Source organism: Candidatus Enterococcus murrayae, assembly GCF_017315985.1.
Taxonomy (GTDB): domain Bacteria; phylum Bacillota; class Bacilli; order Lactobacillales; family Enterococcaceae; genus Enterococcus_A; species Enterococcus_A murrayae.
The window spans coordinates 66,932-86,753 of the sequence record NZ_JAFLVR010000072.1 but is presented as its reverse complement, the minus strand read 5'-3'; the positions used below and the strand labels follow the sequence as shown (position 1 = coordinate 86,753).

Sequence of the window (19,822 nt, the reverse complement as noted above, 5' to 3'; positions counted from 1 at the left end):
AATGAAAGTATTATGGAATGAAAAAATTGTAGATGAATCAGAAGTTAAGATTGATCTTGAAGACCGCGGGTATCAATTTGGCGATGGTATTTATGAAGTGATCCGCATATATGACGGGTACATGTATATGGAAAAAGAGCATCTGGATCGTTTATGGTTCAGTGCAGAAAAAATTCGGATGTCTCTTCCTTTTACAAGAGAAGAATTGAGTCGGCGATTGCATCGATTAGCCGATGAAGTTGGATTAGAAAATGCACGCGTCTATTTCCAAGTAACCCGCGGCACAGCTAAACCGCGGCTGCATAATTTTCCCGATCCAAAAGAAGTTCAGCCTGTGTTAATGGCTGATATTCAACCTGCAGCACGTCCAAGTGCAAAACAAAACATCGGCATTCGGGCTGGGTTCGTTGAAGATAGACGTTGGTTGCACTGTGATATCAAATCAATCAGTTTATTAGGTAATATCCTAGCTTTAGACGAAGCACAGCAAAAAGGCTATGATGAAGCTGTTTTGGTTCGTAATGGTAATGTGACGGAGGCATCAGCGTCAAATTTATGGATGGTAAAAGAGGGTGTGGTTTACACACATCCTGATGGCAATTTAGTTTTGCCAGGTATTGCAAAGATAAAAATTCGTGAGCTGACGAAGGCTTTAGGTATCGAATTGCGGGAAGAGACCTTTACTGAGAAAGAACTATTAGTGGCCGACGAGTGTTTCAAGACTAGCTCTGTTGCGGAAATCATGCCGATCATTGAAATCGATGATCAAAAAATCGGTAGCGGTATGCCAGGAAAAGTTACCAAAAAAATTCTCAATGCTTATATTGAAGCAGTGAATTTAGCTGTTCAAGCACATCGCGATGAAAAATAATCAAAGAAGAACATACATGCCCTTGACGAAGTGCCTTTCCCCGACTAAAATAGTAAATACGTTTAAAATGCTAGGGGAGGGCCTTGGGAATGGAGTTTCAGTTGGATAGTGACTGGCGTGTGCAGCCGATCAAAGGCGATACGGGGAAAACGTATATCGGCTATCGAGACGAAGATCGCGTCTTCATTAAACGAAATACCACTCCAATGTTGGCAGCCTTATCCCGTGAAGGAATCGCGCCGAAGCTTGTCTGGATCAAGCGGACAGGGAATGGTGACACGTTAACTGCACAGGAATGGTTGGATGGGCGAATCCTTGAACCAGAAGAAATCCCTCGTCGGAATGATGTAGTGGATGTATTGTATCATCTTCATCACTCGCCTTCATTGAAAGTGATGCTGAAGAAAATGGGTGGACGTCAAGTGTCACCGCAACAATTATTGGGAGATTACGAAGCGAATCTGCCAACGATGATCGAGCAAAATGGGTTCATTGAGCTGGTTTATGATTATTTGAAAAAAAATATTCCAACGTATGCGAAGAAAAATTATACTGTTGTCCATGGTGATGTGAATCATCGAAACTGGCTGGTCTGTTCGAATTATTTATATCTAGTTGATTGGGACTCGGTCATGTTTGCTGATCCAGCACTGGATATTGGAACGATTTTAGGTAATTACGTACCGCTCTCCAGCTGGAGTAAATGGCTTGTGCGGTATGGTATTCGACCAACGGATGAAAACATGGAGCGCGTTTATTGGTATGGCTTGATGAGTCTGCTTCTTGAAATTGCACGACAATACAAGCGTGAAGAGTACCATCATATGAATCAATCGATTTTACAATTAAAACGAATTTTTGCTGGAAGCTGAACGTTTCGTTCAGTTTTCTTTTTTGCGAGCCGCAGGAATTAAGGTTTTTAATGAGCTTTTCTAGTAGAAAGAGAAGAATTAGCTGGAGCGTATGCGGTACGAAAAGAATACATTTAAGATAGAATTTTTGGAGGAAGACAATGCGAGTAAGAAATCGTCCGGGCGCAGCCGAAATGCTGGCAGCTCGCCCTGAATATGTAGTGCAAGACCCTGAAGCATGGAAAGGACGCTGGTCTGAACGCTTCGGAAATGATCACCCGATCCATATTGAAATCGGAATGGGGAAAGGACAATTTATCACTGGGATGGCTGCAGCGCATCCAGAAATCAATTACATTGGTGTAGAGATGCAGGTCAGTGTGGTTTCAATGGCATTGGACAAGCTGGTTGAAGCAGAATTGCCTAATTTACAGCTATTGCACGTTGATGGATCAGAATTGACCAATTATTTTGCTGATAGTGAAGTTGATCAAATTTACTTGAACTTCTCAGATCCCTGGCCAAAGAAAAAACACGAGAAACGTCGCCTAACATCGCCGAGTTTTTTAACAGTAGATGAAGAAATCTTGCGTCCAATGGGAGAAATCCATTTTAAAACAGATAATCAAGGACTATTTGAATACTCCTTGAGCAGCTTTTCAAAATACGGTATGACTCTTGAGCAAGTGTGGCTGGATTTACATGAGAGCTCCTATGAAGGAAATATCATGACTGAGTATGAAGAAAAATTTTCGAATAGAGGTCAGCGTATTTACCGAGTCGAAGCACGCTTTCAAGATAAGACTAAAACTGAAAAATAGATATTTAACGAAGATGAATCTTTTTTTGATTCATCTTCTTTTTTTTAAAGCCATCAATTTTTTTTACGTATATTATTTTTGAGGTGAAAGGAATGGAGATCGAACAGCTTTCAGACGAATTGATTCAGTACGGCTTCGAGCATCAGATGCAAGACTTATATTTATTACCTCAGGGAGAGAAGTACCGCTACTTTTTTCGCCGAGGCTCCTTCTATGAGCGTGAAGACTCAAATCTATCCTATGTTAAAAATGAAATGTGTGTGGTTACTGCATTGCAGCTGATTAATCGTTTTAAGTATCTGGGTCAAATGGATGTTAGCGAAAAAAGAAAGGCACAATTGGGTGCGATCTCCTATTCCTTGCCTCATGGGGAACAAAGGTTAAGGCTTTCTACCGTAGGAGATTATTTGCATCGTGAAAGTTTAGTTATTCGTTTTTTACATCAATTTGGTCATAGCAAAGAAGTTTATCATCTACCAGAGCAATTGAGCATCCTTCAAAAGCAGGTAAAGAGGAGAGGGCTTTACTTGTTTTGCGGCCCTGTTGGTTCAGGTAAGACGACTTTGATGTATAAGTTGGCAAGAGAAATAGAGGGGCGTGTACTGACCATAGAAGATCCAGTAGAAATTGAAGAACCCGATTTCCTGCAGTTGCAGGTAAACGAAAAAATTTACCAGAGCTATGACGAATTGATCAAATTATCCTTGAGACACCATCCGGATGTATTAATCATTGGAGAGATACGTGATACGAAGACAATTCAAGGTGCAATCAGAGCAGCCCTGACAGGACATTGCGTTTTCGCGACTTTGCATGCTGCCAGTTTAGAAACTGCTCACGCAAGGATAATAGAGCTAGGCGGTGAAGCTTCGCTACTCAAGGAATGTTTACAGGGAATTGTTTATCAGGAGCTTTTGTCGCTCAATGAAACGATTGGCTTATTAACTAGCTATCGATTTTATCATGATGACCTGCTATTTACTTGGGAGGAGGGTCTCGAGGCGTGTGGAATAGAACCAAATTAACTAGAAAGCAACGAATTGATTTTGTTCATCTATTAGGCGATTTATTGGAAAACGGCTTCAGCTTACAGCAGTCTTTCGATTTTTTTGTTAACGCAAATCTTTTTCTTCCATTAATTTTAGATTCGGTTCAACGGGATCTTCATCAAGGAAAAAGTTTAGCCATGAGCTTTAACCAATTGAATTATTCGAATGATCAGATTTTACAAATTGAATTGGCTGAATCTCACGGGGACTTAGCGCAAACATTATTAGGTATTGCGGAACAAATGAGATTAGTGCAGCGTCAACGAGAAAATTTTCTCAAAGCCGTTTCTTATCCGCTTCTTTTACTAATATTTTTAATAGTAATTTTGTTAGGAATGCGTTTTTTTCTATTGCCGCAATTGTTAGCTAGCGGAATGATACGAGCAGGGGATTTTTCAGTACAGTTGATTGAATCAGTACCGGTTATTGGATTGGGAATGATTGCTTTTTTACTATTCCTTCTTTTGTGTTGGCGGTCTTTTGGAAAGCGCCATACTTATTTAGCTAGATTTGGTTATTTAGCAAGAATACCTTTGATCGGTACATTATTCAGCAATTATTATTCTGCTTATTTTGCTTTGGAGTGGGGAAAGCTTTTTCAGCAAGGCTTAGAGTTGAATCAAATAATTGAATGTTTGCTAGTAATTGAAGGCAAATCATTAATGCAGGAAATGGCTGCTGATCTGAAAGTTCGTTTAGCTCAGGGGAATACCCTAGCGGAGGAAATAGAAAAGTATCCTTTTTTAACAAAAGAATTCAGCCGAATTGTTTTCCAAGGCGAAGCCCGAGGGAATTTGGCTAAAGAATTATTAACCTACAGTCAATTAGTCTGGCGCCGCTTTTTTAATCAATTAGAATTCTTATGTTCTTGGCTGCAGCCCCTTGTTTTCTTGATCGTGGCACTTTTAATAGTTAGTTTGTACTTAACGATGCTCCTGCCTTTAACGAATTTGGAGGGAATCTTGTGAAAAAGAAAGTATCCGGTTTTACATTGTTAGAAATGTTAGTTGTGCTTTTCATTATTAGTTTGCTGTTGCTGCTCTTTGTTCCTAAGTTGATCAATCAAAAGGATAGTGCGACAAAGAAGAGTGATTCGGCTATCGCAAAAGTTGTCGAGACCCAAATTGAAGTTTTTGAGTTAGATCACGGTAGAGCACCTAGCAAACAAGAATTAATTGATCAAGGCTATGTGAAGGAGAAGCAGTATGAAGCCTATGAGCGGGATAAAGGGAAATAATAAAGCTGGTTTCACTTTAGTTGAAGCGTTAATTGTACTCTTACTGGTTTGTAGTTTTGTTTTATTGCCAACAGTAGCACTTAAAAAATGGCAGCAGCAGCTGGAAAAGACTTTTTTCTACTATCAATTTGAGAAATCAGTTTTGCATCTTCAGCAAGTGGCTATTACAGATCATCGCGGCACTCGTATAGAGCTTCATAAAAATCAACAAATGATCATATTTTATACTATTCACACGGAACTAGCATGGAAACAGTTAAAGCTTCCGCAGTCAATTCAACTAGAAAGCAAGGACACCATTTTTTTTAGTGCCGGCAAAGGGAATATTTCTACTGATCAGCCGGGGAATGGGAACATCCCCAAGGTTGTTTTTTCTGATGGTGGTCCAATCACCTATCAATTTCAAATGGGGAGTGGTCGATTTGAGCGGAAATGAAAAGGGATATATTTTGTTAGAGAGCTTGATTAGTCTAGCAATTTTAATGGTGATTGTTTCCAGTTATGTAGAGGTGACAGTTGAGATGCAGATGGAGAGTCAGCAACGACTGAGCAGTCTCACAAATTATCGCGATCTTTACACTGAAACGCGACGTTGTCGTCTGCATTCTGTAAAGCCGGAAAAATCCCAGATCGAAGTTTCCTTAGAAGAAGGACGAGCATCAAATCAACAAGGAGGGATTCTGATTGTTAAGGAGTAACGGCTTTACATTATTAGAAAGTTTAGTTGCGCTATTGATGCTTAGCGGCATTATTTTGCTGCTATCGGGTCTTATCCAGCATGCCCATAAAATGGAACAGGCGTTGAGCGGGTATCATCAGCTGGAATGGGAAATATTTTTACTTCAATTAGATAATGAGTTAGCTGATGCAGACTACATAGCTGCTACGCAACATGAAATCTTAACTAAAATAGAAGATAAAGGGAAAATGGTTCCATTAAACATACAGAAGGTCAATAAAAGAATTATCAAAAGACAATCTGGCGGGAACCAGCCATTATTGACAGGAGTGAAGCAGTTTGTTTGCCAAGAAAAAAATCATGGAGTGGATTTTGTCGTTACGTTCACTGATGGAAAACAAAAAGAAGGTACATGGATCTTTGAATAGCCAAGGCGGAGTATTGCTCTCTGTGCTTTTGGCTATTTTTTTATTTAGCTTTTTAGTGCTGAATTTAACGACCAGCTATCACCAAACAGCAGATTTAGTGTCACGAACAGAGCAACTGTATCAGGCAAAAATCGCGAAAGAACTTTTTCTAGCAGATTATCCCAAATTGAATGCTAAAAAAGGCACGTGGATGTTCAACAAAGGCGAGATAACCTTTGAAACAGAACAGACTCAATTAAAGATTATAGTGAAAATTAAAAAGAAAACATATCATTTTTATGAAAAAAATAGCACATCAAATTCCTCGAACTGATATAGGTCATGAGATCAAGCAAATATCGGCAGATATATTGTAAAGGATACTTTTATGCTGAATTAGAAAATCAATAATAAAAGAAAGAAAGCGATTGATTAATTGGAACATGTCCGCTAAAATAGAACAGGTATCGTGAGTGTTATATTAGTTAGTGAGGTGCAAGATGAATCCAGAAAAAATAGAAACAGCTTTTTCTTTGATGGAAGAAGCGATCATCGCGTTGCAACATTCACTAAGTACTTCTTTTTTTGACGCTTACATCGAAAATACGGAGAACTTAGTTGACAATGCAAAAGTACGTGTGCTTGATCAACAGCCAGATGAAGCTACTGTAAAAAAAGTAGAGACACTTTATCAAAAACTTTTGGGATTAGAGTTAGGGAAAGAAGATTGGCGCAAATTAACGCAATTGGTTTTACTAAAAGGTTCAAAAACTGAAGGTTTACAGCCCAATCATCAATTGACGCCTGATAGTATTGGTTTTTTATTTGTCTTTTTGATTGAACAGTTGACATTGAAAAAGGAACAACCATTAGAAATTTTAGATATTACTGTCGGTATGGGAAATCTTTTACTGACGACACTGATTAATCTACAAGCGGCGAATTATTCTGTTAAGGGGATCGGCGTAGATAATGACGAAACGCTGCTCGCGATTGCTGCTTCGGATAGTCTGTTAATGGATGAAGAAATCAAATTGTTCCATCAGGATAGTCTGCAAGACTTATTAGTCGATCCAGTTGATTATGTTATCGGTGATCTGCCAGTGGGCTATTACCCGAATGACCAGCAGGCCGAAAAATTTGCGACTCACTCTGAAAAGGAACATAGCTATGCGCATCATCTATTGATGGAGCAAGCGATGAATTATGTTAAACCAGATGGCTTTGGCCTGTTTTTAGTGCCAAGTAATTTCCTTGAAACAGAGCAAGGACCGTTATTGCAAAAATGGTTGAAGAATGAAGTATTGCTGCAAGGAATCATTCAACTGCCAGATGAATTATTTATATCAGAGCATTCACGCAAAAGTATTTTATTGCTTCAGAAAAAGGGTGAGACGGCTGAACAAGCAGAAAAAGTGTTATTGGTTCACCTTCCGTCATTAAAAGATCCAACCAAAGTAACAGAATTCTTTAAAAAATTCGAGGACTGGAAGTCTTCTAATTTATAAACTGCTCAAGTGAGCAAAAGGGAATCCAATTATAAAGGAGAGTTAAAATGTCAAAAACAATTGCAATCAATGCAGGTAGTTCAAGTCTAAAATGGCAGCTTTATCAAATGCCTGAAGAATCAGTCATCGCAAAGGGGATCGTTGAACGGATCGGCTTGAATGATTCAATCTTCACAATCAAATATGGCGATGGACAAAAATTTGAACAAATTTTGGATATTAAAGACCATGAAGTTGCGGTTCAAATGTTATTAGATCAATTGCTTGAACTAAAAATTATTGCGTCGTTTGATGAAATTACTGGTGTTGGTCATCGTGTAGTAGCTGGTGGGGAATACTTTAAGGATTCTGTTTTGATCGATGACGATGTCTTAGCAAAAATTGAAGAGCTAAGCGAGTTTGCGCCATTACACAATCCGGCTAATGCAATGGGAATCAAAGCTTTCCGCCATATTTTACCAAATGTAACGAGTGTGGCTGTTTTTGATACTTCTTTCCATGCAACAATGCCTGCGACTAATTTCTTATACAGTATTCCTAAAGAATATTATGATAACTATTCTGCTCGTAAATATGGTTTCCACGGAACGAGTCATCGCTATGTCTCAGAGCGCGCTGCTAAGTTGCTAGGCAAACCAATCGAGGAAACAAAAATCATTACAGCTCATATCGGAAACGGCGGGTCTGTGACTGCTGTTGAAGGTGGCAAATCAGTGGATACATCAATGGGCTTCACACCATTAGCTGGTTTGACGATGGGGACACGTGCAGGGGATATCGATGCTTCATTACTTCCATATTTGATGGAAAAAGCAGGAATTAAAGATATCAACGAAATGATCGATGTCTTGAATAAAAAATCGGGCGTATTGGGTCTAACAGGCATCTCAAGCGATATGCGTGATATCGAAACTGGTGCTGAAGAAGGCAACGAAGATGCGATATTAGCGTTGGATATCTATTGTGACCGTATTCGTAAATATATCGCTCAATACATTTCAGTGATGAATGGTGTAGATGCAATCGTATTTACTGCTGGTGTTGGAGAAAATGCGGATCCTGTTCGTCGCATGGTTTTAGAAAATATGACTTGGTTCGGTATTGAGATTGATGAAGGAATCAACAAGAGCATCCACGGCAAAGAAGCAGAACTTTCAACTGAAAATTCTCGTGTGAAAGTTTATGTTATCCCAACCGACGAAGAAGTAATGATTGCTCGCGACGTTGAACGTCTAAGTAAATAAGCAATAAAGCCTTTGCCCAAAAGCGGCAGAGGCTTTTTTTATCAAAAAATCTGAAAGCATAATTTTGTTGTATCAGAACAAAACTATGCTATTTTTTTATGCTAAACTTTTTATGAAAGTGAGAGTGACTGTTATGAGTGAAAAAAGAAATATTGAGCGTTCCATTCAAGAATATGTTCCGGGGAAACAGGTCACACTTGCTCATTTGATCCCTCATGCCAATCAGGAGGTTTTTGAAAAGCTTGGACTTGAACATACCGGTAATGCGATCGGAATCTTAACGATTACGCCAAGTGAAGCATCAATAATTGGCGCGGATATTGCCAAAAAATCAGGGAATGTTTCGATTGGTTTTATGGATCGTTTTAGTGGAGCAGTGGTGATCATCGGGGAAGTATCCTCTGTAGAATTCGCATTGAAGCAAGTAACAAATTCACTGGCAACGATTTTAGATTTTGATGTTGCAGAAATCACCAGGACATAAATATGAAGCGTGTCATTTTTATTGGAGAGACGGGTTCTGGAAAAACAACCTTGATGCAGATTCTTAATGATTGGGAAATCAAATATCATAAAACACAGCAGGTTTATTTTACCGATAATGTGATTGATACACCGGGGGAATTCATGGAAAATCGTTTTTACTACAATGCTTTAGTAAGCTCGGCAGTTGAAGCTGATTGTATTGCTCTCGTTCAAAGCATTGCGAGTAAACAGAATTATTTTCCTCCTTGTTTTTCTTCGCGCTTTACGAAACCGATGATCGGGATCATTACGAAGACTGATTTGGAGCATAGTCCAGCTGAGTTTGAGCTGGCGCAAAAAAGATTACGATTAGCTGGTGCTAAAAAAATATTTTCATTATCTTCCATAAATAAATCAGGCATTACAGATTTGAAAGAATTCTTATTAACAAATGAGTTTTGACAACATATCTATTCTGAGTTATCATGTACTCGTGAATAATTGAATAAGAGCATTTGGAGCAGGGAACAAGGTGCGAATCCTTGGCAGACCCTTTCTACTGTATGCGCGGACAAAATCTCAATAGGCCACTTTCGGGAAGGCGAGATGGAGGATGAAGCGAAGTCAGGATACCTCTACTTTTGCCGAGATAATTGTATTGGGAGAATTATTTCACCATGAATAGTCCAAGTGACGTTTATTTGGTGAGGTGTCTTCCAGACACCTCACTTTTTTTTGCGAGTTCCACTGTTTATTAGTCATATAGCGAAAAAAGAAATCATTGATGATGGTAAATCGGATGCATACGAAAATAAGCTAGCTGTTGTAAAAAAAACAGCCGAAATTCGACTGTTTAGTATAGAGGCTATTTTATTTTCCGATAATTGACGGGAGTCATGCCAACAAGTTCCTTAAATATTTTGCAGAAATAGCTGGTTTGCGAATAGCCGATATTTTGTGAAATAGACTTGATACTAAGGCTCGACTGAGTTAAAAGAACTTTTGCCTGTTCAATTCTTTGTTGATTCAAATAGGTAATAAAGCTGACACCGATTTCTTTTTTGAATAAACGGCTGAAATAGAATTGGCTCAGGTAAACATGGTTAGCAACATCCTCAAGGGTTAAATTGGTGGTTAGATTGGTATCGATATAAGAAATAGCTTTACGAATTTCATCATTTTTTGAGTTTATAGGGTCTTTTGTTTCTTTTTTATTCGAGTGAAAGTTAAATTTAATCTGCTCTCGTGGATCATTATCATTAAAGTGGTAATCGCCAATTGTTTTTAATAAGGCAGCCGCGGATTCAATTTGAGTCGTATTGACAGTCTTGACTTTCTTTCTCGCTTGACGTAATTCTGGGGAAGATTCCCAGTGAGTAACGATCGGATGGATACGGGTAAATGGGTTCTCAGCGTCATCAGTCATCTCTACTTGGCCAAATAATGCAAAGCCGATTAATTGATTATTGCGAATAATAGGTAATGAAATATCTGTAAGTCCGGCATGGCAACGATAAATACAAGGGTTACCATTTTTTGAGGCCTCCAAGCCTCCAAAGGCATCACATTTTTGGCAAAGAGATTTGAACTCTGGCTTAGAACGCATTATCTGACAAAAAGGGGAGAAGTTATACAGGTCGGAAGTTTCCTTTCCATGTATGTCAACAATGACCGAGCCAAAATCTGCAGCGAGAGCAAAATCTTGGATTGTTTTGGAAAGTTGCAAGGAACTTTGCGAATTCAGTGTACTGATATTTTCCATGTAAGCGCCTCCTAGTCATCTATCATTCTACCAGAACCTAAATTCATTTTAAATCTAGTTCATACCAATAACATTATTTTGACTAGCAGAAGACAAAATTTTGCTATTTTGTAACTTTAATCGATAGTTGATTAAGGCTTATTTGACGTTGTCTTGACACATTGCAGCGACAAAATTTTAATATTCCAAATAATCGGATTAAAAGATAGGACAAATTTGTTCTATCTTTTTTGTTTATCATAATAAATGTAAGTGCTATCAAAAAATTAGGAGGAATGTTTTATGCAACAGGAAGCGTTAGGAATGATTGAAACTAGGGGGTTGATTGGTGCCATTGAAGCAGCCGACGCAATGGTAAAAGCTGCGAATGTTTCCTTAATTGGAACGGAGAAAATTGGTTCTGGATTAGTCACTGTTATGGTACGAGGAGATGTAGGTGCAGTAAAAGCAGCAGTTGATGCAGGAGTTTCTGCAGCCGACGCAGTAGGAGAAGTTGTTTCTAATTATGTTATTCCACGTCCACATACTGAAGTTGAAGGCTTGCTCCCTAAGTCAGAATAGAAAGGGTGGGATAGCTGATGGCAAACACAGATCAAAAGATCGAAGAGATCATGAAGCGCGTGCTCGCAAAAATGGAAACAGGAAATGAGATGAAAACCACAAACGGAGGAGATCGAAAAATGATTGAAAAGCAATGTGCATTGACAGAATTTGTAGGTGCTACAGAATTTGGAGACACAATTGGTTTAGTAATTGCCAACGTAGACTCATCTTTATTAGAAACAATGAAATTAGAGAAAAAATATCGTTCAATCGGAATTGTAGGCGCTCGTACTGGTGCCGGACCTCATATTATGGCTGCTGATGAAGCTGTAAAGGCAACAAATACTGAAGTTATCTTGATTGAAATGCCTCGTGATACAAAAGGCGGAGCTGGTCATGGTTCGATCGTAATCTTTGGCGGCGACGATGTATCTGATGTGAAGCGTGCGGTAGAAGTTACTTTGAAAGAAGTAGATACACGTACCTTCGGAGACGTATACGGCAACGAAGCTGGACATATTGAATGTCAATATACAGCTCGTGCAAGTTATGCGTGCAATAAGGTTTTTGGCGCCCCAGTTGGAAAAGCGTTTGGGATTTTAGTTGGTGCTCCTGCCGCAATTGGAGTTGTAATGGCTGATACGGCATTGAAATCAGCGAATGTTGACGTAGTTTCTTACGCAACACCGCAAAATGGGCAAAGTTTCTCAAATGAGGTAACGATGACAATTACAGGAGATTCAGGTGCTGTTCGTCAGGCGATCATCTCGGCTCGCGACATTGGTTGTCAATTACTGGGAACCATGGGAAGCACGCCTAAAAATGATCAACCATCATACATTTAAGAGTGGGAGTGAAAAATAGATGAAATCAAAACGATTTGAAGAACTAGAAAAAAGACCGGTCAATCAAGATGGTTTCGTGGATGAATGGGTAGAAGAAGGATTAATTGCGATGCAAAGTCCTAATGACCCTAAGCCAAGTATCAAGATTCTCAATGGTGAAGTAGTTGAGCTTGATGGAAAAGACAAAGCCGATTTTGATTTGATTGATTCATATATTGCTCAATACGGAATTGATTTGACTCGCACAGAAGAAGTAATGGCAATTCCTTCTAAAGAATTAGCGAATAAAATCGTTGATCCAAATATTTCTCGAGAAGAAATCGTACAGTTAACGACTGCTGCTACACCAGGGAAATTGAATGAAGTAGTCGGCTATATGAACGTAGTTGAAATGATGATGGCTGTACAAAAAATGCGTGCTCGTCGTCGTCCGACAACCCAATCTCACGTGACGAATGTTCGAGATAATCCGGTACAAATCGCTGCCGATGCGGCTGAAGGTGCTTTGCGCGGATTTGACGAACAAGAAACAACAGTAGCTGTAGCACGCTACGCGCCGTTTAACGCGGTTGCGATCATGGTCGGCTCGCAAACTGGCCGTCCAGGTGTCTTGACACAATGTTCGTTAGAAGAAGCGACAGAGCTTGATTTGGGTATGCGCGGATTTACAGCTTATGCAGAAACAATCTCTGTGTATGGGACTGAGCAAGTGTTTACCGATGGGGATGACACTCCTTGGTCTAAAGGGTTCTTAGCATCTTGTTATGCTTCCCGCGGATTGAAAATGCGCTTTACTTCTGGAACTGGATCAGAGGTACAAATGGGTTACGCAGAAGGCAAGTCAATGCTTTATCTGGAAACTCGTTGTATCTATTTAACAAAAGCTGCCGGCGTTCAAGGCTTGCAGAATGGTTCGATCAGCTGTATCGGAGTTCCAGGGGCAGTACCATCAGGAATTCGCGCTATTCTAGCTGAAAACCTGATTGCTATGCTGCTTGACTTGGAAGTTGCTTCAGGAAATGACCAAACCTTCTCACATTCTGATATCCGCAGAACTGCACGCTTATTAATGCAATTCTTACCGGGAACAGACTTCATTTCATCAGGTTACTCGGCAACACCAAACTATGACAATATGTTTGCCGGTTCCAACTTTGATGCGGATGATTTCGATGATTACAATATCATCCAACGTGACTTAAGAGTAGACGGCGGTTTACGACCAGTCAGCGAAGAAGATGTAATTGCGGTTCGTAATAAAGCAGCGAAAGCTTTACAAGGTCTATTTGAAAAATTAGGCCTGCCAACGATTACAGATGAAGAGGTTGAAGCAGCAACTTATGCTCGCGGATCACAAGACATGCCGGAACGTGACATGGTTCAAGATATTAAAGCAGCACAAGAATTGCTCACTCAAGGTAAGACTGGGCTGGATCTTGTAAAAGGATTGTCAGAAAGCGGATTTGAAGATGTGGCAGCAAGCTTGCTCAATCTTTTGAAACAACGTGTAGCTGGAGATTTCTTACAAACTTCTTCAATATTTGATGCGGATTGGAATGTTATCTCTGCTGTCAACGACAAGAATGATTATGCTGGACCAGGAACAGGTTACCGACTTGACGGTTCAGAATGGGAAAAAGTAAAAGCGATCCCTAAAGCAATCAATCCGAAAGATATTTAAGGAGGAGTAAAAATGACAGAACTGAATGAAAATCTTTTACGCTCCATTATTAAAGAAGTTCTAACAGAAATGGAAGCGAATACTGGAGATCAACCTGTTGCGTTTGAACAACCAAAGGCAGAACCTGCAGCATCATCCGATTGGTTTAAATCTGTTGGGGTTGCTCAACCAGGAAATTCTCAGGATGAAGTAGTTATTGCTGTAGCACCGGCATATGCAGAATCACAAACAACGAATATTCTTGGTGTTCCCCACAAAGATATTTTAAAACAAGTGATCGCAGGCATTGAAGAAGAAGGATTAAAGGCTCGAGTGGTTAAAGTTTATCGTACTTCTGACGTTGCCTTCGCAGCGGTTGAGGGAGATAAATTATCAGGCTCAGGTGTTTGTGTGTCGATTCAATCAAAAGGCACGGCAATCATTCACCAAAAAGATTTGCAGCCTTTATCCAATCTAGAGCTCTTCCCGCAAGCACCGCTGATTACCTTAGAAACATATCGGTCTATTGGGAAAAATGCTGCAAAATATGCCAAAGGCGAGTCACCAAATCCAGTACCAATGATGAACGATCAAATGGCGCGGCCGAAATATCAAGCTTTGTCAGCTTTGCTCCATATTAAGGAAACAAAACACGTAGTAATCGGAAAACCAGCAGAAGAAATTTCTGTAACTTTATAGTGAGGTGACTAGAATGAATGAGCAATCTATCGAGAGTTTGGTTCGAGGAATCTTAAAAGATATGAATAATGGTGCAAGTCCCGCAGCATCAGAAAATCCAGTAAGTTCTGGAGCAGCAACTGTTGCGGATTATCCGATCGCAAAGAATCATCCTGATTGGATCAAAACGAAAACAGGCAAGACCTTAGACGATATCACTTTAGAAAATGTATTGAATGGATCATTAACACCTGACGATTTGAAAATCACTCCGCGCATTTTGAAAGCACAAGGAGAAATTGCAACGAGTGCAGGTAGAAAAACGATCGCTAACAACTTCGACCGTGCATCTGAGTTAACGGCTGTTCCTGATACACGCGTGTTGGAAATGTATAATGCTTTGCGACCTTACCGTTCAAGTAAACAAGAGCTGTTAGATATCGCGAGCGAGTTAGAAACAAAATATGATGCGAAAATCAGTGCGGCTTATGTTCGTGAAGCGGCTGCGCATTATGAAAAACGGAAAAAACTTAAAGGTGATAACTAATTTCTAGTTCGGAAATTCAGGAAGAGGAGCAATGAATGATGAAACGTGTAATTGGGATTGATATTGGAAATTCCTCAACTGAAGTTGCTTTGGTTGAAATTGATGACCATCAACATGTCCGATTCCTAGAATCAGCAATTGCGGAAACGACTGGAGTAAAGGGAACGAAGAAAAATCTATTTGGTATCTATAAGGCGATCAACGAGGCCTGTCAAAAAAATAGATTAAAAGTCGAAGAAATCGATTTGATACGCATCAATGAAGCAACTCCTGTAATTGGCGATGTCGCAATGGAAACGATCACCGAGACGATCATCACCGAATCAACGATGATCGGTCACAATCCTAAAACACCCGGCGGTTTAGGACTGGGAGTCGGAACGACCCTTCGTTTTGCTGAGATCGAAAAGCTGGGCAAGAAGGATACCCCGTATATTTTGATTATCGAGAAGACGTTTGATTTCGATGATGTCGCTCGTCGAATCAATCATTTTGTTGCAAATGGTTATCTCATTACAGCGGCAATCATGCAATCCGATGATGGGGTTTTGGTAAACAATCGTTTAATAAAAAAAATTCCAATCGTTGATGAAGTTTCTTATATTGATAAGGTTCCTGTCAATATGCTGGCTGCAGTCGAAGTTGCTGAGACAGGCCGCGGCGTTTCACAATTGTCAAATCCTTATGGGATCGCAACGGTTTTTGATCTTGATTCTGAGGCAACTAAGAACATTGTTCCTGTTGCACGTGCCTTAATCGGAAATCGTTCTGCTGTAGTCATAAAGACGCCAAAGGGCGATGTCAAAGCACGAACGATCCCTGCCGGAAAAATCGAGATCACTGGCGGAAATCGTCGTAGTACGGTTGGGATTTCAGCGGGTGCTGAAAAAATCATGGAGGCTGTTTCGGCCTTCGACGTGATTGACAATGTAACCGGAGAATCTGGAACGAACGTTGGCGGTATGTTAGAGAAGGTTCGTTTAACGATGGCGGAACTAACTGATCGCCCAGTCAACCAAATCTTTATCCAGGATTTATTAGCGGTCGATACCTTTGTACCGATCAGTGTCAAGGGTGGATTAGCCGGAGAGTTTTCGATGGAACAAGCAGTCGGAATCGCCTCTATGGTTAAATCCGATCATTTGCAGATGTCAAAAATTGCAGATGAAATTCAGCAAGATCTAGGAATCAAAGTTGAAATTGGCGGTGCGGAGGCGGAGGCAGCTATCTTAGGAGCTCTGACTACACCAGGAACTTCAGCTCCATTGGCAATTTTAGATTTAGGCGCTGGTTCAACCGATGCCTCCATCATTAAAAAAGATGAGACGATCGTGGCGACACATCTGGCTGGTGCCGGTGACATGGTGACAATGCTGATCCAATCAGAATTAGGCTTGGAAGATGTTTATTTGGCTGAAGATATCAAAAAATATCCTCTAGCAAAAGTGGAAAATATTTTCTATATCCGTCACGAAGACGGCTCGGTTCAATTCTTTGATGATCCGCTAGATCCGGTATTGTTTGCAAAAGTAGTTGTCGTAACGCCTGATGGGTTTGTACCAATACCAGGTGATGATTCAATCGAAAAGATTCGATTGATCCGACAAACCGCGAAGGAACGTGTTTTTGTAACCAATGCGTTGCGGGCGCTGCGCAGGGTCAGTCCTACTGGAAGTATTCGCGATATTCCATTTGTGGTAATTGTTGGAGGATCAGCTTTGGATTTTGAAATCCCGCAGATCGTAACCAACGCCCTGTCTCATTATGGGCTAGTAGCAGGCCGCGGAAATATTCGACAAATCGAAGGACCGCGGAATGCTGTTGCAACTGGGTTGATCCTTTCCTATTTGAGGGAGGGATTCGATGGAGCTTGATTTAAATGTGCGACCAATAGTATTGATCTATCTCTCTAAAACGGCTTCGACGGATGATATTCAATACATCCTTTATGGCTTGGAGGAAGAGAAGATTCCTTTTGTGATTGAGCAAAAAGATTTTCCAACTGCGACAGAGGCTGCGTATGCAGCGGCCAACACGTCTTCATTAAATGTTGGAATCGGGTATGTTAATAATGAAGCCGCCCTTCATTATAAAAATTTGGCACCAGAAACTCCTTATCAATCGATTCAACGAGTTGTAACTTGTCCGCCGTTGATTTTGAAAAGCTTTGGCGGGAATGCGGCACGTTTAGTAAAGGGTGTGCCATTCAAATCAATTGATCCTATGGAGGTGAAAATATGAAACAAGCAATTGGCTTAGTCGAAGTAACAGGATTGGCTAGTGCAATCGAAGTATCAGATACGATGGTCAAGGTAGCGAATGTCGAGCTCTTAGGCGTCGAAAAAGCAAAGGGCTTCGGCTGGATGACAGTGAAGGTTGCTGGCGATGTCGGAGCAGTGAAGGCTGCTGTAGACGCTGGTAAAGCAAAAGCTGTCGCAAACAATGTGTATCTATCAGCACTGGTGATTCCTCGCCCAGCCAATAATTTAGAAAAATATTTCTTTACAAAAGAAAAAAAGACCTCTGATTTACCTGTTGAAAGCTTGGAGAAAGCACCAGTGGAGAATGAACCTGCGGAATTGCCAACTGAGAAAATTGAAGAGGTACCGCAGCCGAATGAACCACCCGTGATTGATGAACCACTCAAGGAAGAAAGCAGTAAAGAAGAGGAAATCAAAGAAAAACCCATTAAAGAGGAACCAAAGAAGAAAAAAAATCCACCTAAAGGGTCAAAAAAATCTTCAGATTCCAAAAAGAAAAAATAGATGGAAGAGAATACACGACTTGAAGACAGGATTGATTTCTGTGGTAAAAAATTTCTTTGACATGAAATAGGAGGAATAGACATGAATGATGCATTAGGAATGATTGAAACAAAGGGACTAGTTGGAGCGGTTGAAGCAGCCGATGCCATGGTTAAGGCGGCAAATGTCACACTAGTTGGAACTGAAAAAATTGGTTCAGGCTTAGTTACCGTTATGGTTCGCGGCGATGTTGGTGCAGTAAAAGCAGCAGTGGATGCTGGAAGTGCGGCTGCTGAAAAAGTGGGAGAAGTGGTTTCCGTTCACGTAATCCCAAGACCGCATCACGATGTTGATGACGTTTTAGTACCTAAAGTAGGCAATGAATAATTTTAGCATTGAGGAAATTAGAAAAATTGTTCGTGAAGTGTTATTGGAGATGCAAGCAGAAACATTTCCAATTGGCATCTCTAACCGACACATACATTTAACGGAAGAACATTTTGACATTCTATTTCCAAATGAATCAATCGAACCTTTGAAACCATTAAAACAGCCGGGAGAATTCGCTTCGAAGCAGACGGTGACTCTGATAGGACCTAAAGGAGAGATCAAAAAGGCTCGTATTTTAGGCCCCTTACGGAAACGTTCACAGGTAGAGATTTCAAAAACCGATGCACGAACTCTGGGAATTCAAGCACCGATTCGTTTATCTGGTAACTTAGAGGATGCTGTTGAAATCACGATTCGCAGTGAAGCAGCTGAGTTGACGATTCCAGCGGCGATTGTGGCAAAGCGCCACATCCATTTAAATTATCAGGATATGGAACGTTTAAACTTAAAAGAGGGTCAAGTTGTTTCAGTAGAAATTTTTGAAGGAGCGCGTAGAGTCCTATTTAACGATGTTGAGTTGCGTCCCGGAAAGAATTTTGTTTTAGAAATGCATGTAGATACAGATGAAGCAAACGCTGCAGATATACAGCCAAATACACGAGGACGGATTATTAAAGAATAATCCAAAGGAGGAAGTATGGAATCAATCGAAAAAGCCAATCAATTATTAACATCTTTTCATGAACTTGTGAATACAAAACAAGCTGAGGAGTTCGATCCTGAAGATGGCTATAAAGTTGGAATCGATTTAGGTACTTCCTCTATTGTACTGGTTGTTTTAGATGGAAAGGATCGGCCGATTTTTGGTGCCTTTGAGTATGCGGATGTCATTCGCGATGGACTGGTCGTTGATTATCAAAAATCCGTTCAAATCGTTAATCGACTGCGTGCTCAAGCGGAGGAAACGCTGGGTTTTCCTTTGAAGGCGGCCTCAGGTGCAATTCCTCCGGGAACCGTCGGCAATAATAAACGAGTGGTGGCGAATGTCATCGAGAGTACGAACATGCTGGCGGATCAATTAGTCGACGAACCAACCGCAGCCGCTTTAGTTTTAGGTGTAGATGAAGGAGCGGTCGTGGATGTTGGTGGTGGAACGACGGGTATCAGCATCTTTGAGAATGGTCAGCCGATTATTGTAGAAGATGAGCCTACCGGCGGGACCCATATGACACTAGTGATCGCCGGAAATAATAAAATCTCCATCGAAGAGGCTGAGCAGATCAAACGTGATCCAGCACGTGATCGAGAAAATTTTATTATTTGTCGTCCGGTGATTCAACGAATGGCGGATATTACTGCCAATGTGTTGAAAAAGCATCCAACAGATCCAATCTATGTCGTTGGCGGAGCTTCTTATCTGTCTGAATTTGAAAAAGAGTTTTCCAATTATTTGGACCAAAAGGTTTATAAACCAAAATATCCTCAATTTGTTACACCAATTGGAATCGCGATGTCTTCCATTCCAATCATCGATTAAGGTAGTGAATGTAAAACAGCGTTCCAATTGAAAGAGCAACGATG

The 19,822-nt window shown here is 40.4% G+C and carries 26 protein-coding genes and 1 riboswitch; of the genes, 25 read left to right on the top strand and 1 reads right to left on the bottom strand.

Going from position 1 to position 19,822, the window contains the following annotated elements:
* Position 1 precedes the first annotated feature (1 nt).
* The 14 genes from dat to JZO85_RS21200 all read left to right on the top strand — a co-directional run bounded on the left by dat (position 2) and on the right by JZO85_RS21200 (position 9,594).
* Entirely contained in the window at positions 2-871 is an 870-nt protein-coding gene (gene dat, locus JZO85_RS21265) for a D-amino-acid transaminase (RefSeq protein WP_207110523.1), read from the top strand.
* An 89-nt stretch (positions 872-960) separates the two neighbouring features.
* Positions 961-1,743, top strand: a complete 783-nt coding sequence (locus tag JZO85_RS21260) for a phosphotransferase family protein (RefSeq protein ID WP_207110522.1) — start codon at positions 961-963, stop codon at positions 1,741-1,743.
* Positions 1,744-1,883: 140 nt separating this feature from the next.
* A complete protein-coding gene (trmB, locus tag JZO85_RS21255) occupies positions 1,884-2,543 on the top strand; it encodes a tRNA (guanosine(46)-N7)-methyltransferase TrmB (protein ID WP_207110521.1) in 660 nt (219 codons plus the stop codon).
* Between the two features lie 92 nt (positions 2,544-2,635).
* Positions 2,636-3,568, top strand: a complete 933-nt coding sequence (comGA, locus tag JZO85_RS21250; RefSeq protein ID WP_207110520.1) for a competence type IV pilus ATPase ComGA — start codon at positions 2,636-2,638, stop codon at positions 3,566-3,568.
* The gene (comGB, locus tag JZO85_RS21245) at positions 3,547-4,560 is read left to right on the top strand and encodes a competence type IV pilus assembly protein ComGB (RefSeq protein WP_207110519.1); all 1,014 of its coding nucleotides are present in this window, start codon (positions 3,547-3,549) and stop codon (positions 4,558-4,560) included. Before comGA ends, comGB begins: the two co-directional genes overlap by 22 nt.
* Complete coding sequence (comGC, locus tag JZO85_RS21240; protein ID WP_207110518.1) at positions 4,557-4,829, top strand: competence type IV pilus major pilin ComGC; 273 nt, start codon at positions 4,557-4,559, stop codon at positions 4,827-4,829. The genes comGB and comGC overlap by 4 nt, the downstream gene beginning before the upstream one ends.
* Positions 4,798-5,265 carry a competence type IV pilus minor pilin ComGD gene (gene comGD / locus JZO85_RS21235; RefSeq protein WP_207110517.1) on the top strand — a complete coding sequence of 156 codons (468 nt, stop codon included), beginning with the start codon at positions 4,798-4,800 and terminating at the stop codon, positions 5,263-5,265. The genes comGC and comGD overlap by 32 nt, the downstream gene beginning before the upstream one ends.
* Positions 5,243-5,527, top strand: a complete 285-nt coding sequence (comGE, locus tag JZO85_RS21230) for a competence type IV pilus minor pilin ComGE (protein ID WP_347401817.1) — start codon at positions 5,243-5,245, stop codon at positions 5,525-5,527. The genes comGD and comGE overlap by 23 nt, the downstream gene beginning before the upstream one ends.
* Positions 5,514-5,936: a competence type IV pilus minor pilin ComGF gene (gene comGF / locus JZO85_RS21225; RefSeq protein ID WP_207110515.1), complete on the top strand. Its 423-nt coding sequence runs from the start codon at positions 5,514-5,516 to the stop codon at positions 5,934-5,936. Before comGE ends, comGF begins: the two co-directional genes overlap by 14 nt.
* Entirely contained in the window at positions 5,929-6,249 is a 321-nt protein-coding gene (comGG, locus tag JZO85_RS21220; protein WP_242550481.1) for a competence type IV pilus minor pilin ComGG, read from the top strand. The genes comGF and comGG overlap by 8 nt, the downstream gene beginning before the upstream one ends.
* A 166-nt stretch (positions 6,250-6,415) precedes the next feature.
* Positions 6,416-7,423, top strand: a complete 1,008-nt coding sequence (locus JZO85_RS21215) for a class I SAM-dependent methyltransferase (protein ID WP_207110514.1) — start codon at positions 6,416-6,418, stop codon at positions 7,421-7,423.
* A gap of 47 nt (positions 7,424-7,470) precedes the next feature.
* A complete protein-coding gene (locus tag JZO85_RS21210) occupies positions 7,471-8,667 on the top strand; it encodes an acetate kinase (RefSeq protein WP_207110513.1) in 1,197 nt (398 codons plus the stop codon).
* Positions 8,668-8,800: 133 nt separating this feature from the next.
* Entirely contained in the window at positions 8,801-9,151 is a 351-nt protein-coding gene (locus JZO85_RS21205) for a BMC domain-containing protein (RefSeq protein ID WP_207110512.1), read from the top strand.
* 2 nt (positions 9,152-9,153) lie between these two features.
* Positions 9,154-9,594 (top strand): EutP/PduV family microcompartment system protein, encoded by a 441-nt coding sequence (locus JZO85_RS21200; RefSeq protein WP_207110511.1) that lies wholly within the window; start codon positions 9,154-9,156, stop codon positions 9,592-9,594.
* 20 nt (positions 9,595-9,614) lie between these two features.
* Positions 9,615-9,788, top strand: a riboswitch (cobalamin riboswitch).
* 209 nt (positions 9,789-9,997) lie between these two features.
* Here the strand turns inward: JZO85_RS21200 and JZO85_RS21195 are convergent.
* Complete coding sequence (locus JZO85_RS21195; protein WP_207110510.1) at positions 9,998-10,894, bottom strand: PocR ligand-binding domain-containing protein; 897 nt, start codon at positions 10,892-10,894, stop codon at positions 9,998-10,000.
* Between the two features lie 282 nt (positions 10,895-11,176).
* Between JZO85_RS21195 and JZO85_RS21190 the strand changes: the two genes are divergently transcribed.
* The 11 genes from JZO85_RS21190 to eutJ all read left to right on the top strand — a co-directional run bounded on the left by JZO85_RS21190 (position 11,177) and on the right by eutJ (position 19,778).
* On the top strand, positions 11,177-11,455 hold the full coding sequence (locus tag JZO85_RS21190) for a BMC domain-containing protein (RefSeq protein ID WP_010746546.1): 279 nt from the start codon (positions 11,177-11,179) through the stop codon (positions 11,453-11,455).
* Between the two features lie 17 nt (positions 11,456-11,472).
* Positions 11,473-12,282, top strand: coding sequence for a propanediol utilization microcompartment protein PduB (pduB, locus tag JZO85_RS21185; RefSeq protein ID WP_207110509.1), 810 nt, complete (start codon positions 11,473-11,475; stop codon positions 12,280-12,282).
* A gap of 19 nt (positions 12,283-12,301) precedes the next feature.
* The gene (locus JZO85_RS21180) at positions 12,302-13,963 is read left to right on the top strand and encodes a propanediol/glycerol family dehydratase large subunit (RefSeq protein WP_207110508.1); all 1,662 of its coding nucleotides are present in this window, start codon (positions 12,302-12,304) and stop codon (positions 13,961-13,963) included.
* A 12-nt stretch (positions 13,964-13,975) separates the two neighbouring features.
* Entirely contained in the window at positions 13,976-14,641 is a 666-nt protein-coding gene (locus JZO85_RS21175) for a propanediol/glycerol family dehydratase medium subunit (RefSeq protein WP_207110507.1), read from the top strand.
* A gap of 13 nt (positions 14,642-14,654) precedes the next feature.
* Positions 14,655-15,167 (top strand): diol dehydratase small subunit, encoded by a 513-nt coding sequence (locus JZO85_RS21170; protein ID WP_207110506.1) that lies wholly within the window; start codon positions 14,655-14,657, stop codon positions 15,165-15,167.
* A 38-nt stretch (positions 15,168-15,205) separates the two neighbouring features.
* Positions 15,206-17,041: a diol dehydratase reactivase subunit alpha gene (locus tag JZO85_RS21165; protein WP_207110535.1), complete on the top strand. Its 1,836-nt coding sequence runs from the start codon at positions 15,206-15,208 to the stop codon at positions 17,039-17,041.
* A complete protein-coding gene (locus JZO85_RS21160; RefSeq protein ID WP_207110505.1) occupies positions 17,031-17,408 on the top strand; it encodes a glycerol dehydratase reactivase beta/small subunit family protein in 378 nt (125 codons plus the stop codon). Before JZO85_RS21165 ends, JZO85_RS21160 begins: the two co-directional genes overlap by 11 nt.
* Positions 17,405-17,932 (top strand): BMC domain-containing protein, encoded by a 528-nt coding sequence (locus JZO85_RS23380; RefSeq protein ID WP_207110504.1) that lies wholly within the window; start codon positions 17,405-17,407, stop codon positions 17,930-17,932. The genes JZO85_RS21160 and JZO85_RS23380 overlap by 4 nt, the downstream gene beginning before the upstream one ends.
* An 81-nt stretch (positions 17,933-18,013) precedes the next feature.
* Positions 18,014-18,298, top strand: coding sequence for a BMC domain-containing protein (locus JZO85_RS21150; RefSeq protein ID WP_242550480.1), 285 nt, complete (start codon positions 18,014-18,016; stop codon positions 18,296-18,298).
* Positions 18,291-18,923: a phosphate propanoyltransferase gene (pduL, locus tag JZO85_RS21145; protein ID WP_207110503.1), complete on the top strand. Its 633-nt coding sequence runs from the start codon at positions 18,291-18,293 to the stop codon at positions 18,921-18,923. The genes JZO85_RS21150 and pduL overlap by 8 nt, the downstream gene beginning before the upstream one ends.
* Before the next feature lie 15 nt (positions 18,924-18,938).
* Positions 18,939-19,778, top strand: coding sequence for an ethanolamine utilization protein EutJ (gene eutJ, locus JZO85_RS21140; RefSeq protein ID WP_207110502.1), 840 nt, complete (start codon positions 18,939-18,941; stop codon positions 19,776-19,778).
* Positions 19,779-19,822: the final 44 nt, after the last annotated feature.

Excerpts from the sequence above, each read along its gene's own strand:
- dat (WP_207110523.1), top strand. The coding sequence starts at position 2 with ATGAAAGTATTATGGAATGAAAAAATTGTAGATGAATCAGAAGTTAAG.
- JZO85_RS21260 (WP_207110522.1), top strand. The coding sequence starts at position 961 with ATGGAGTTTCAGTTGGATAGTGACTGGCGTGTGCAGCCGATCAAAGGC.
- trmB (WP_207110521.1), top strand. The coding sequence starts at position 1,884 with ATGCGAGTAAGAAATCGTCCGGGCGCAGCCGAAATGCTGGCAGCTCGC.
- comGA (WP_207110520.1), top strand. The coding sequence starts at position 2,636 with ATGGAGATCGAACAGCTTTCAGACGAATTGATTCAGTACGGCTTCGAG.
- comGD (WP_207110517.1), top strand. The coding sequence starts at position 4,798 with ATGAAGCCTATGAGCGGGATAAAGGGAAATAATAAAGCTGGTTTCACT.
- JZO85_RS21215 (WP_207110514.1), top strand. The coding sequence starts at position 6,416 with ATGAATCCAGAAAAAATAGAAACAGCTTTTTCTTTGATGGAAGAAGCG.
- JZO85_RS21210 (WP_207110513.1), top strand. The coding sequence starts at position 7,471 with ATGTCAAAAACAATTGCAATCAATGCAGGTAGTTCAAGTCTAAAATGG.
- JZO85_RS21205 (WP_207110512.1), top strand. The coding sequence starts at position 8,801 with ATGAGTGAAAAAAGAAATATTGAGCGTTCCATTCAAGAATATGTTCCG.
- JZO85_RS21200 (WP_207110511.1), top strand. The coding sequence starts at position 9,154 with ATGAAGCGTGTCATTTTTATTGGAGAGACGGGTTCTGGAAAAACAACC.
- JZO85_RS21195 (WP_207110510.1), bottom strand. The coding sequence starts at position 10,894 with ATGGAAAATATCAGTACACTGAATTCGCAAAGTTCCTTGCAACTTTCC.
- JZO85_RS21190 (WP_010746546.1), top strand. The coding sequence starts at position 11,177 with ATGCAACAGGAAGCGTTAGGAATGATTGAAACTAGGGGGTTGATTGGT.
- pduB (WP_207110509.1), top strand. The coding sequence starts at position 11,473 with ATGGCAAACACAGATCAAAAGATCGAAGAGATCATGAAGCGCGTGCTC.
- JZO85_RS21180 (WP_207110508.1), top strand. The coding sequence starts at position 12,302 with ATGAAATCAAAACGATTTGAAGAACTAGAAAAAAGACCGGTCAATCAA.
- JZO85_RS21175 (WP_207110507.1), top strand. The coding sequence starts at position 13,976 with ATGACAGAACTGAATGAAAATCTTTTACGCTCCATTATTAAAGAAGTT.
- JZO85_RS21170 (WP_207110506.1), top strand. The coding sequence starts at position 14,655 with ATGAATGAGCAATCTATCGAGAGTTTGGTTCGAGGAATCTTAAAAGAT.
- JZO85_RS21165 (WP_207110535.1), top strand. The coding sequence starts at position 15,206 with ATGAAACGTGTAATTGGGATTGATATTGGAAATTCCTCAACTGAAGTT.
- JZO85_RS21160 (WP_207110505.1), top strand. The coding sequence starts at position 17,031 with ATGGAGCTTGATTTAAATGTGCGACCAATAGTATTGATCTATCTCTCT.
- JZO85_RS23380 (WP_207110504.1), top strand. The coding sequence starts at position 17,405 with ATGAAACAAGCAATTGGCTTAGTCGAAGTAACAGGATTGGCTAGTGCA.
- JZO85_RS21150 (WP_242550480.1), top strand. The coding sequence starts at position 18,014 with ATGAATGATGCATTAGGAATGATTGAAACAAAGGGACTAGTTGGAGCG.
- pduL (WP_207110503.1), top strand. The coding sequence starts at position 18,291 with ATGAATAATTTTAGCATTGAGGAAATTAGAAAAATTGTTCGTGAAGTG.
- eutJ (WP_207110502.1), top strand. The coding sequence starts at position 18,939 with ATGGAATCAATCGAAAAAGCCAATCAATTATTAACATCTTTTCATGAA.